Below are 13017 nucleotides of genomic sequence, written 5' to 3' on the forward strand. Positions count from 1 at the left end.
TTTCCTGTTTCTTATATCATTTGTTTCTATTTTACGGCATAACTCTGCATAAAACAATCACTTTTTTTGACCTTTTCCTCAACGATTTTAACAAAAGAAGCGGGTTCCGCCGTTTTTTGATTTTCGGCAGAACTCGCTCCCTTTTTATAATTTAATTCCTTTTAATGCTGCGGCAAACGCATTGTTCACCGGCTCTTCGGCCTCTTTTTTCTGTTTCTTCATATAAGCTGCCACATCGCGCTTCGTCACGCCGCCGCCCTCTTTTTTGCGGCGCTCTTGGAATTTTGTCATGCGCTCTTTGTGGCCGCAGGCGCAGACAAACGTCGCATCCTCGCCCTTTCCGATCATCTCCATGCGCTTATGGCAGACCGGGCATCTCGCATTCGTCGTGCGGGAAACCGTCTCGCGGTAGCCGCACTCTCTGTCCTGGCAGACGAGCAGTTTTGCGTTCTTTCCATTCACCGCAAGCAGCCGTTTTCCGCAGTTCGGGCACTTCTTGTTCGTCAGGTTGTCGTGGCGGAACGTTCCCTCTTCCGTCTTGATCTCATCGATCAGTTCCACCGTGTAGCTGCGGATCTCCTTCATAAACACATCGCGCCGCTTCTTTCCCTTTGCAATGTCGTTTAACTGCATCTCCCAGCTTGCCGTCAGCTCCGGCTTTTTCAAATCCGCCGGAACCAGCTTCAGAAGCTGGCGTGCTTTCGAGGTCAGATAGATCTCATTGCCTTTTTTCTCCAGCAGAAAGCTGCGGAACAGCTTCTCGATGATATCCGCACGGGTCGCAACCGTTCCAAGGCCGCCCGCCTCACCGATCGTTTTTACCAGGCTGCTATCGCGGTTTTCCATGTAGCGGACCGGATTTTCCATCGCGGAGAGCAGCGTGCCTTCCGTGAAGCGTGCCGGAGGTTTTGTCTTTCCTTCGCGGAGACTGATCTTCGGCTGCCCGATCTTCATGCCTGCCTCCAGAAGCGGCAGATTCTGCTCCCGCACCTCTTCTTTCGCCTCATCCTCTTCGTCGTACCGGTTATCCTCGTACGCCTCCTGCCAGCCTTTCTCGACCATGCGCTTTCCGCGCGCAGTAAAGCATTCCTTTTCGATGGAAGCCTGGATCACCGTCTCTTCATATACACACGGCGGCAGCAGTACCGCAAGAAAACGGCGCACAACAAGATCATAAATGCGGCGCTCCTCGTTCGAGAGTGCGGATAACTGCACGTACTGCTCCGTCGGGATAATGGCATGGTGATCGGAAACCTTCGCATCATTGACAAAGGAGAGCTTTCCGTTCAGCGGACTGCGCTTCGCCTGCTGGGCCAGTGCTTTGTACGGGCCGATGCTGACCGCATCCAGCCGCTCTTTTAACGTCGGCACGATATCTTTCGTCAGATACCGTGAATCTGTCCGCGGATACGTAAGGACTTTATGGGTCTCATAGAGGCTCTGCATCAGATTCAGCGTCTGTTTTGCCGAATAGCCGAACCGTGCGCTCGCATCGCGCTGCAGCTCCGTCAGATCGTAGAGCAATGGCGCTTCTTTCTGCTTTTTCTTCTTTTCTACGTTCTGTAAGACAAGCGGATACCGTTTTGCCTTCTCTGCGATCTGCTTTGCCTTTTCCGGATCAGAGATTCTTGTACCGCCCGATTTTTCATCTTTCCAGGTGTAGACCACACCGCCCGCCGCGGCCGTCACCGTGTAATACGGTTTCGGGACAAATTCACGGATTTCCTGCTCGCGCTGTGCGATCATGGCAAGTGTCGGCGTCTGCACACGGCCGCAGGAAAGCTGTGCATTGTATTTACAGGTCAGCGCCCGCGTCGCATTGATGCCGACGAGCCAGTCCGCCTCGGCACGGGAAACGGCAGCGCGGTAGAGATTGTCGTACTCTTTCGCATCCTTCAGATTGGCAAAACCCTCACGGATCGCCTTGTCCGTCACAGAGGAAATCCAGAGACGCTTACACGGCTTCTGGTTATGTGCCTTGTCGAGAATCCACCGCGCCACCAGCTCACCCTCGCGTCCGGCATCGGTTGCAATGACAATCTCATTCACGTCCTTCCGCGCAAGCTGTGTCGCCACCGCATGGTACTGTTTTCCCGTCTGCGGAATGACCTTGATCTGCAGTTTTTCCGGCATCATCGGCAGAACTGCCATATTCCATTCCTTATACTTTTTGTCATAGTCTTCCGGATCTTTTAACGTCACCAGATGGCCGAGCGCCCAGGTAACGATATACTTGTTTCCCGCCAGCGCTCCGTTTTCTTTTTTGCTGCACCCCAGTACGCGCGCAATGTCGCGTGCCACGGATGGTTTTTCTGCAATTACCAGAGTTTTCATAAAATGTCTGCTCCTTTTATAGCTCTTTATACTGTTTTACAATTTCCTCCCGGTCTTTTCCGAGAATGAAGTAATAATCAATCTGTCCGTCCCCTGCGGTGTGAAGATACGTTCCAAACGTCCGTACATTGCACAGCAGTGCCGTCCGGGACGCGGCGGCCGCAATGCCGTAGCCGCGGTTCGAAACAAGCAGCGGCATCCGCGCCTGCTTTCCGCCAAAAGAGACGTAGCGCGCCTTCGCGGTCAGATCCAGCCACTCGGTCGAAAGAATGCCTTTTGCTTTCAGCTTTTCGGAACCGCTCCAGTCGAAGAACGTCCATGTCATGCCGCCGTCGATCATGCGCGGCTCGTCACGCTTCTCGGAAAGGATTGGTTTGTTGTCCGGCGTCAGGAACTGCACCGCGCCGTCCTTTTTTTCTACCATGACGCGCAGCTTTTCCGTCTCGACCAGCACCGCCGTCTTCGATTCTTTCGCACTCCACGGAAACGCGGTATCTGCCTTCGGCTTCCAGTACGTGTCCTGCACTTTTGCGGTCACACCCTTTACGAAACTGATGCGGATCACCTCCGGCGTGATCGGGGTGATGCGTAAGATGCCGTACATGCTGGCAATCTCAACCGCCGATTTTCCTTTCTTCGCCCATTTCACCGCACACTTGATCTTCGAATGGCCCTTGATGCGCAGCAGCTCGTTTTCCGGGATTGCACCGAAAGCGTAAGGTGAGGTATTCAGGCGCTCCGTCTTCTCGGCTTCTCCTGGTACCATACCTGCTCCGCCCGGTCTTTTTGCACTCTGCACTCCGGCCGTGCCCGTTCCATATTGCATTTCTGTCTGTGTTCCTGCACTCCGTCTGCTTCCCGGCGCTTTGCCGCCTGCCTTTCCATGATAAGCCGCACCAGCAAAAATAGATGACACCCCTTCCGGTGCACGCTGCTGCATTGTCTTTGCGGCAATTTCTTCTCCCGTTTCTGCCGCACCCCTCCGCGTTGCCGTACTGCCTTTTGCCATCACCGCTGTTCCGGTCGTGCTTGTATTTCCAGGCGCCATTCCCGGCCTCTGCTCCGGCTTGATCACAATCCGTTTCGGTCCATGGCTGTTCCGCTCGTCCATCTCCTGAATGCCGATCGCGCGGTTCTCCTCACGCGCCTCCTTCTGCGTCAGCGAAACCTTCTCATACTCTTTCGCCTTCGTCAGCGTCTCCATGGCAAATTCCTGATTGTGTCGGCCCTTCGGCGCTTCCTTTGCAAGAATTCCCGTCAGTTCTCCGGTATACAGTACGGCCAGCTCATGCAATGCACGCGTCGCCGCCACGTAAAGCAGCTTTACCTGTCCGTCATTTTCAGGATATTTTTCTTCCGTCGGATCAAGAAGCAGCACCGCATCGAACTCAAGACCTTTCGTATATGCCACCGGGAGCACCATCACGCCCTCGCCGAACTCTGCCGTCTCGAGATCCTCCTCCACAACCGGCACGTATTGTTTCAGCTTCCGCGCCGTATCCGCCGCTTCTGCCTCATCCCGGCATACAACGGCAATCGTCTCATATCCCTGCGCCTGCCATGTCTTGATTGTCTGAACACCCGCGGCGAGCAGCGCCGCTTCATCGTCAAATGCTTCTTTCCGCACCGCCGTTCCGTGCCGCAGCACCGGCTCCACCGGATAGATCGCAAAGTCCCCATGCCGCAGAATCTCGTTTGCAAAATCGGAGATCTCCACCGTATTCCGGTAACTCTTCCGCAGAACGCCGAACGCATCGTACGTGCCGGTCAGAATCAGCTTTTTCAGCTCCTCCCAGTCGTTCAGGCCGTAGGAAAAATGGATATTCTGCGACGTATCTCCCATAATGGTATACGTACAGTCACGCAGACAGTAATGAAGCACCTGGTACGCCATCATCCCGAAATCCTGCGCCTCGTCGATGACCACATGGCTCGCCTCGCGCACGGGATCGTTTTCCTTGATCCTCTTATAGAGGTATGCCAGCGCCGCCAGATCATAGACATCAAAGGAGTTTTCCGGCACTTCCACCGCTTTTCCTTTCTCCTCCTGCTGCTCCAGAAACTGTAAATAGAGATCAAAAATGGATCCCCGCCATTTTCCATCTCCAAAATATTTCTCGTATTTCCGCTTCAGCGCCTTTTTTTCGCGCGCCGGAAACGTCACTTCTTTTCCCGAAACCTCATTCTCAAATTTTGCCAGCAGGATCTCGTTCAGCATGCACATCTTTCCTTCCATGGAAAGTGTGGACTGCTCCCTGCAATAGTTATCAATATACTCGGCGTCCAGAAGCAATGTTCCCGTTTTTTCCAGCCGCACCGGCTCCCGCGGAATCTGCTCTGCCTCGTACGTACGGCAGAAATTTTCCAGATCGAAAAACCAGCCGCTTCCGCCCTTTATGCTGTTTTTCTCATCCGCGCGGTCGATGGTGTGTACCGTGTACTTTTCTTCGTCCCAGTCCTCGTACAGAAGCCGGATGAAAAGCTTCTCCATCGTCATCTGACGGATGCCGTACACATCGAGTTCCGGCAGAACGCTGGTAATGTAGTTCAGCAGAATGCGGTTACTTCCAATGATATAGAAATCCTCCGGCCGGAAGTCCTCCTCGTAATTATAGAGGATGTACGAAATCCGGTGCATCGCCACCGTCGTCTTTCCGGAACCAGCCACGCCCTGTACGATCAGATTCGTCTTCGGGGATCTGCGGATAATGAGGTTCTGCTCCTGCTGGATCGTCGCAATGATCTCACCGAGCACCGCTTTTTTGTTCTTCGCCAGATACTTTGTCAGCAGCTCATCGTTCGCTACCACATCGGAATCAAAAAAGTCTCTCAGATGGTCATTTTCAATCTCATACGTCCGCTTTCTTTTCAGATCAATCGAAAAAGTACCCTCTGAACTCACCGTATAGCTGCACGGCCCGGTGCTGTTCTCATAATAGACGGAGGAAATCGGCGCCCGCCAGTCCAGCACAACCGGTTCCGCCTTCTCATCGGAAATGCCGACGCGCCCGATGTAATAGGACTCTAAAAACGAAAGCCGCGGATCCTGAAAATCAATCCGCCCGAAATACGGCTTCTTTCTCGCTTTTTCCAGCCGCGCCATGCCGTGCTGGTACGCATTCAGCTTCGCCGTCGCGTTGTTCCAGAGCGCCAGGCCTTCCGCCTCTTTTGCGTCGTACGTCTCCATCAGATCCGCCAGATCCTCATTCGCCAGCCGGATATCCGCCTTCGCCTGTTCCAGATTCTGCTCGGCAATCCCGATCACCTTCGCAAGCTGTGCTTCCTCCTCTTCCCTCGTAAGTCCGGGAATCTCTGATTTTCTGATGCTTCTTTCCAGTTTCTCTTCTTCCACTTTGTACCTCCTTTTTTACGAAAAACTTCTTCTACATCAGCCCGTTCTTTTGATTCTCTTATTTCCATCCCAATAGACTTTATTTTACCATGCACACGTCTCCCCGGCAAGATACTTCACCCGCTTTTTCGTGCATCAAAAAAGACACCATGCATCTTACACACAGTGCCTTTCCGACTTTTTTTCTTACTGAAGGTAATCCTTAAATTTCTTTTTAAATGCTTCGATATCGTTCGTATGGGCTTCCACAACCGCATCCGGGTTTCCGGCGATCATCAGGACACTCATCAGGGATTTCGCATCAAAGACGCATCGTCCTATTTTTACGTCAACGTCGTAATCCAGGCGTTTCACCATATTTACAAATTCTTCTACACTCTCTACTTCATCAAACTTTAACGGTAACGAAATCATATTTTCTGCATCCTTTCTGCTTTTTGGTCTTTTTTTCATGATTTTGAATTCTTTCTTTTATTTCCTTCAAAATCGGTCAAAAGCTTACACGATATTCCTTTTTTGCTGTTTTTTCTGAAAGTAGTAATGAAATCGCCTTCATTTTCGACTGACACTAAAATAGCATACATCTGTCTCACTGCAAATATCCGTTTTAGACAAAATTCGACGTAGTTTTACAGCAATTTGCTCATATGTTCCGTCTGATTCGTTAAGTTGTTTCTTTTCCGGCACTTTTTTCGTCTGATCTGACGGGCCGGAAGGCCTTACTTGAGAATCACTCTCATGAAAAGTTATTCGCTGAAAATAATATTTCGGATCTTCCGGGACAGGGTGTACGTTCCGGCATCTTTTTTCTGGGTCATCATCAGAAATGTCATATTCTGCTCCGGCACGACTTCCATGTAGCATCCAAGCCAGCCGTCCCAGCCGAACTCGCCCTTGCTTCCCAGCGTTACCGCACGCGTCGGATCTACCAGAACACGCATCAGATTTCCGTAGGAAAATCCTTCCAGACCGATCCAGTTATCAAAGCCTGCCTGCTGTACCGCGCTTAATGTGTGGCCTCCCAGAAATTTTACCGTCGCCGGACGGAGAATCTGTACACCGTTGTAGATGCCGCCGTTCAGCAGCATCTGTGTAAATTTCGCATAATCGTCGATGGTAGATGCAAGGCCTGCTCCGCCTGCCTCATATGCCGGGCGGTACGCCATATCGTTCTGAATGCCAAGGTTATTGTCCAGATAACGGACAGACGGCTGTCCCTCCCTGCAGTCATACACCTTCGCCAGACGATCCTGCTTTTCTGCCGGAACCCAGAAATCGGTATCGTTCATGCCGAGCGGCTCGAAAATTTCTTTTTTCAGAAAATCCCCAAAGCGCATGCCGCTTGCCACCTCAATCACCGCACCTACGACATCCGCCGACGTTCCATAACTCCAGGACTGGCCCGGCTGATACAGAAGCGGGACTTTTCCAAGACGGTTTGCAAATTCTACTGTACTGATCGTTCCGCCGTTTTCTTCCTTAAGTCCGTGGATCACCTCCTGAAAAAGTGCATCGGTCTGCCGTCCCGTCTCATCCGTTCCGCCGTACGTCAGCCCGGATGTCATATTCATAATATCCTCCAGAAGGATCTCCCGCTCCGCTTTTTCTATCTTCCCATCCGCTGTACATACAACCGGGTTCCGGAAGCCCGGCAGATACTTGCTGACCGGATCCGCCAGATCGACGATTCCGCGCTCTACCAGAATCATCATGGCCGTCGCGGTAATCGGCTTGCTCATGGAGTAGAGACGGAAAATATTATCGCGGGAAACCGGCTTTTTCGCTTCGATATCCGCATATCCGCTCTCCAGATAAACCTGCTCCTCTCCGTCTTTGATCACCATCAGAAGACAGCCCGGTGTCTCTCCTTTTGCAACAGACGCATCCATCACCTGCTGCAGTCTTTTCTTTATCACCTGTTCCATGGTATGTCCTAACCTCCATCTAAATTTCATTGTTTTTTCCTATTTTACCTCTCTTTTTGCCCCCTGTCATCTTTTCTCTTGCTTTTCTTCTTCTATCCTCATTGTCTTTTTTTTCTGAAATCTTACAACTTTTCTGAAATTAAGAAAAACCATCAAAAACCATCATTGCCCTATTCCGAAAAATATGCTATTCTATATGTATATATATTTATGAATCTTCAGCTATTTAGAAAAACGAGGTGAACATCTTGCTGAAAACGAATGAATCCGCAGAAAATTATTTGGAAACCATTTTAGTCTTAAGTCAGAAAAAACCCGTTGTACGCGGTGTTGATATTGCAGAAGAACTTGGCTTTAAAAAATCAAGTGTCAGCGTTGCCATGAAAAACTTAAGAGAAAAAGAGCAGATCCGCGTAACGCCGGAAGGCTACATCTACCTGACCGACAGCGGACGCGCGATCGCAGAGATGATCTATGAGCGCCATCAGCTCCTCTCCCGCGGCCTGATGAGCCTTGGTGTTGATGAGCAGACCGCCACGGAAGATGCCTGCCGCATCGAGCATGTCATCAGCCAGGAAAGCTTTGAAGCGATCAAACGTCATCTGCACATGACTGCCGAAAAATAAGCATGACAAAGAAAACGCTGCCGGAGTTCTCTTCTCTCCGACAGCGTTTCTCTTTCCGCCCGAAAGTCTCCCATTTCTTTGCCGGAGCCTTTCGGGTTTTCTTTTTACAGCATAAAAGTATACGTTCCGCTTCCCAGTTCCACGGTATCCGCCGGATCCTCCGTGTTTTTAAACAGGGTTGCCGTTGTATTGACCGGAATCGTAACCTGATACTCTATTTTGTCACCTTTCCGCTCCCATCCGGCAGAAATCACGCCGTACGGGCTGTCTACGGAACCTTTCATAAACTCGAGCGGGCCCGGCTGCGGTTTCAGCAGAATGTGCTGATAACCCGGTTTTGTCTCGTCTCTCTGGATACCAAGTCCCGTGTGATACAGCCAGGAAAGAACGCTTCCGAGCGAATAATGATTGAACGAGTTCATCGCATTCTGTCCGCCGAAGCCTTTTTCCTTCGTGTAAGAATCCCAGTGCTCCCAGATCGTCGTCGCTCCCTGGGTCACCGGATACAGCCACGACGGGAATGCCGTCTGCAGCATCATCTTCCAGGCATCCTCCACAGCGCCCTGCTCGGTCAGCATCTGGTTCAGAATACCCGTTCCAAAGAATCCCGTTCCGACCGTATAGCCGATCGCTCTCGTCTTTCGGATCAGATGCTCTCCTATTCTCTTTCTGTCTTCTGCCACACCATAAGACAGTGCAATTGCATACGAGCACTGCGTATCACACAGCGTTCCGTCCGCATTGCAGGTCTTTCCGGAATCCGGAAGTACAAATGTCTCATTCCAGAATTTCTTCACCTTCGCAGCAAGCGCCTCATACTGATGCTGCTCCTCTGTTCTTCCGAGCGCACCGGCAATCCGGCTCATCAGATCGGCTTCTTTATAATAGAATGCATTCCATAAAAGCAGCAGATCCGTCTCTTCCGGTGCCAGCCAGTCGCCAAGCGGTCCGATCGCCGGATTTACCTTCGTTCCCGGCAGACCCTTATCCTTCATATAGTCCATATATTTCTGCATGCCAGGATAAAATTTCTCCAGTGTGCGGATATCCCCATACTGCTCATACAGTTCCCACGCCATAAAAATACTCGCACACTCATACGTAATGCCGCCGAATCCGCCGCCCACCGGTGCAATCTCCGGGTACTGGCCTTCCGGTGTCTGCAGATCACACATCGCCTGCAGGTTCCGCTCATAGAATTTCTTCAGGCTGCTGTTGTTGAGCGCCGTATGGCAGAAAATATGCGTATCGCCCGCCCAGCCCATGCGCTCATTTCTCTGCGGGCAGTCGGTCGGAATGTTGATAAAGTTGCATTTCTGTGACCAGGAAACATTCTCGGCAAACCGGTTCAGCAGTTTATGGCTACTCGTAAGGCTTCCATGGAATCCCGTCACAGAAGAATACTGAAGACTCTCTACTTCTTCCAGCTCCGGCGCATGCTCCACACCGCTGATCTCAATATAGCGGTAGCCGTGGAAGGTAAACTTCGGCTGGAACACCTCTTCCCCGCCGCGGCAGATATAAACATCCGTACTCGTCGCATCCCGGTAATTTTCCAGCATCATCGTGCCTTCTTTTCCGGCATACTCCGGCAGATCCGGATAAAGCACCTCCGCATAGCGGATGATGATCTTTGTGCCCGCCTTCTCATGCAGTGTAATCCGCGGTACACCGGCCATCTCCTGTTCCAGATCGTAGAGATACACACCCGGGAACAGCTCTTTTCTCGTCTTTGCCGTTCTCCGGTCCACAATCCGCACCGGCGCATCGTACTCACCGATATATTCCGGCTTCTGCTCATGAACCGCCGGCCAGGACCGTCCAAAGCCCGGCATCGTGCAGAACTCTTCGATCATGACGGTATCCACAACAACTGGCTTTTCCCAGGTGCTGTCATCAAACTCCGGCAGAGAATAAGTTTCGTAAACCTCGGCCCGGCGCGCATCGTACTGCTCTCCGGCAAAGTAGCTGGAAAACAGGTAAGGACCTTCTCCGAAATACTTCCAATCCTCGGTATTTGTTCCAAAGACCTCGCGGCTGCCGTCCTCGTACTTCATGACAACCTTGGCAAGCAGACTCTCCTTGTCTCCAAAGTAATTGAAGTTCTTCACCACAAAGGTCTGTGCCTCGCTCCACCAGCCCGATGCCAGCGTCACGCCGATTCCGTTTCGGCCCGGTTTCATCAGCCCTGTGATATCGTATGTCTGATAGTTCATTCTGTGGTCATACTGTGTCAGACCCGGACGCAGCAGATCTTCCGTGATCTCCTGTCCGTTGATCCGGCAGTCGTAGATACCGCGCGCAGTAATATAAAGGCGTGCCGATGCCAGTTTTTTCTCTTTCTGGCAGGAAATACACGACCGCAGCATTGGAATTGAATGATGGGACGGATCTGCCGTAATCTGGCTGTCTTCTACTTTAAAGTATCCGTTTTCCACCGGAATCTGATCCGCAAAGATACTTTTTCCCCCATCCAGCCGTCCTTCCGGCGTCTCACGAACAATTTCCGCGGATGGTTTTCTTACGTTTCTTACGGTCAGATTCTTAAAATATCCTGTCGTCCCTTTTCCTGCATAAAATCCGATCTCATTCAGTCTCGGATACGGCAGCACATCGTTATTTCCTCTCGGATTCAGCTGGCGGCCTGATACTTTCGTTCCAAAAAATCCATGCTCTTCAATGGCATCCACGAGGATGCCGTCGACATAGGCGTATGCCACATTGCCGTCAACCTCTACGGTCAGCTTATGAAAGGCATCGGCATTCTCTGGTGTCAGGATTTCCTGTGTTTTCTCTTTCCAGTTGACCAGTTTCGTAACGGCAAACGGTTTTTCCGCTGTATCCTCCGGCGCATAGCCCACGCGGTAAATTTCGAGGCGTGCATCTCCCTCCTCAAGGCACACAGCATAACGGATATAGTTCTCCCCTTCCATGCCAAGCTCATTTTTCGTATGATCGTTCAGACGGAAGTCATTGGCTCCAAAGACGATACCCGCTTCTCCCTTCCCGCCTTCCATCCGAAATTCACTCTCGATCGTAAAAACACCGCGGTTTTCCGCGCATACCGTCGCATGCGGTGCGCCGATCCACTCAGCTCCCTCCCATGCTGCATACAAAGAATCCATAAGGCCTGTCTCGAAGGAACTTTCTGCTTCTGCTTTTCCGCCGTGGTTATCCCACACCTCTGCTTTTACCTCATATTTGGTACAGGGCTGCAGTGCTTCTCCTTCATAACCAATCCCTGTTGATACGCCGGTTTCCATTTTTCCGCTGTCCCACACAGTATCTTCTCCGGTGCGCACAACGATCCGGCATGCGCTCTGCATCAGATTCTGTTCTCCTTCTTCTGCCGTCAGCAGCCAGGAAAATGCCGGTTTTTTCTCATCCAGCCCGATCGGTGCCATCTGATCTTCAATCAGAATTCTCTCTATCTTCATTTGGTAACCTCCCATTGCAAGTTTTGCCTTCTTTGCTGATTGTATTATACCGTCCAGCAGCTATTTCTGTTAAGATCAGTTTTTGCCCAAAAAAGCGTCTTTATTTGCATCTTTTCCGGTGTTATAATAAAGAAAATTACGAAAGAGAGGTACCATCAAATGAAAGTATTATTAATCAACGGAAGTCCTCACGCAAAAGGCAGCACTTATACTGCCCTGCACGAAATGGAAAAAGTCTTTACAGAAAATGGTATTGAGGCGGAAATCGTACATATCGGAAATAAAGATATCCGCGGCTGTGTTGCCTGCGGTGCCTGTTCCAAGCTCGGAAAATGTGCTTTTTCCGATATGGTAAATGAGGTTGCTCCGAAATTTGAAGAGGCTGACGGCCTTGTTGTCGGAAGTCCGGTTTATTATGCATCTGCAAATGCAACACTTATTGCTTTTCTTGACCGGCTGTTCTACAGCACACACTTTGACAAGACCATGAAAGTCGGCGCTTCGGTTGTCTCTGCACGCCGCGGCGGTCTTTCCGCTACCTTTGATGAGCTGAACAAATACTTCACCATCTCCGGCATGCCGGTTGCTTCCGGCCAGTATTGGAACAGTATCCATGGAAATAATGCGGACGAGGCACAGCAAGATCTCGAAGGCCTGCAGATCATGCGTACCCTTGCACGGAATATGAGTTTTCTGATGAAGAGCATCCAGCTCGGAAAAGAATCCTTTGGTCTTCCGGAAAAGGAACCGCGCGTCGGCACAAACTTTATCCGTTAATTTATCTGTTAAGCAAGATGCCGTCTTTCAGACTTTTTTCTATGTCTGGAATACGGCATCTTTTATAGCTGGAAGAAATTTTATACACGAAAAAAGCCTGCTTCCGCAGACTTTTTAAAGCGACCCGGATCGGGATCGAACCGACGACCTCCGCCGTGACAGGGCGGCGCTCTAACCAGCTGAGCCACCGGGCCAGACATATACAGAATATAAAATATGGAACTAAAGTGGACCTTCAGGGACTCGAACCCGGGACCGACCGGTTATGAGCCGGTTGCTCTAACCAACTGAGCTAAAGGTCCAAAGAGCCGATGATCGGACTCGAACCGATAACCTGCTGATTACAAATCAGCTGCTCTGCCAATTGAGCCACATCGGCATACATAACAAATATTTTATATTCAGTGACTCCGACGGGAATCGAACCCGTGTTACCGCCGTGAAAGGGCGATGTCTTAACCGCTTGACCACGGAGCCATATTTACTTTTTGAAAGAACTGACCTGTAAGAAACTCTTACAGGTCGCATTCACTCCCCGAGTTGGGCTCGAACCAACAACCCTTCGG

7 protein-coding genes and 4 tRNA genes are annotated in these 13017 nt (G+C 50.9%); 2 read left to right on the forward strand and 9 right to left on the reverse strand.

Going from position 1 to position 13017, the window contains the following annotated elements:
* Positions 1-144: 144 nt before the first annotated feature.
* From DWW13_RS04190 to DWW13_RS04205, 4 genes are all read right to left on the reverse strand, one after another.
* On the reverse strand, positions 145-2334 hold the full coding sequence (locus tag DWW13_RS04190; RefSeq protein WP_118719389.1) for a DNA topoisomerase III: 2190 nt from the start codon (positions 2332-2334) through the stop codon (positions 145-147).
* A gap of 16 nt (positions 2335-2350) precedes the next feature.
* Positions 2351-5686, reverse strand: a complete 3336-nt coding sequence (locus DWW13_RS04195) for a 3'-5' exonuclease (RefSeq protein WP_243026002.1) — start codon at positions 5684-5686, stop codon at positions 2351-2353.
* 186 nt (positions 5687-5872) lie between these two features.
* Positions 5873-6100, reverse strand: a complete 228-nt coding sequence (locus tag DWW13_RS04200) for an HPr family phosphocarrier protein (protein WP_147326098.1) — start codon at positions 6098-6100, stop codon at positions 5873-5875.
* A gap of 332 nt (positions 6101-6432) precedes the next feature.
* Positions 6433-7641, reverse strand: coding sequence for a serine hydrolase domain-containing protein (locus DWW13_RS04205; RefSeq protein WP_243026003.1), 1209 nt, complete (start codon positions 7639-7641; stop codon positions 6433-6435).
* Between the two features lie 221 nt (positions 7642-7862).
* Between DWW13_RS04205 and DWW13_RS04210 the strand changes: the two genes are divergently transcribed.
* The gene (locus DWW13_RS04210; RefSeq protein ID WP_055221737.1) at positions 7863-8237 is read left to right on the forward strand and encodes a metal-dependent transcriptional regulator; all 375 of its coding nucleotides are present in this window, start codon (positions 7863-7865) and stop codon (positions 8235-8237) included.
* A gap of 104 nt (positions 8238-8341) precedes the next feature.
* Here the strand turns inward: DWW13_RS04210 and DWW13_RS04215 are convergent, their stop codons facing one another.
* A complete protein-coding gene (locus DWW13_RS04215) occupies positions 8342-11674 on the reverse strand; it encodes an alpha-L-rhamnosidase (RefSeq protein ID WP_158579748.1) in 3333 nt (1110 codons plus the stop codon).
* Positions 11675-11833: 159 nt separating this feature from the next.
* On the opposite strand from DWW13_RS04215, the gene DWW13_RS04220 reads away from it, so the two are divergent.
* The gene (locus tag DWW13_RS04220; RefSeq protein WP_022461984.1) at positions 11834-12451 is read left to right on the forward strand and encodes a flavodoxin family protein; all 618 of its coding nucleotides are present in this window, start codon (positions 11834-11836) and stop codon (positions 12449-12451) included.
* Between the two features lie 120 nt (positions 12452-12571).
* Here DWW13_RS04220 and DWW13_RS04225 read toward each other — a convergent pair.
* From DWW13_RS04225 to DWW13_RS04240, 4 genes are all read right to left on the reverse strand, one after another.
* Positions 12572-12645: transfer RNA gene (locus tag DWW13_RS04225), tRNA-Asp, on the reverse strand.
* Positions 12646-12679: 34 nt separating this feature from the next.
* A tRNA-Ile gene (locus DWW13_RS04230) sits at positions 12680-12753 on the reverse strand.
* A 4-nt stretch (positions 12754-12757) separates the two neighbouring features.
* Positions 12758-12830: transfer RNA gene (locus tag DWW13_RS04235), tRNA-Thr, on the reverse strand.
* 26 nt (positions 12831-12856) lie between these two features.
* A tRNA-Glu gene (locus DWW13_RS04240) sits at positions 12857-12928 on the reverse strand.
* Between the last annotated feature and the right edge of the window lie 89 nt (positions 12929-13017).

The sequence above is a fragment of the Blautia sp. AF14-40 genome (assembly GCF_003479665.1).
In the GTDB taxonomy this organism is placed as follows: domain Bacteria; phylum Bacillota; class Clostridia; order Lachnospirales; family Lachnospiraceae; genus Fusicatenibacter; species Fusicatenibacter saccharivorans.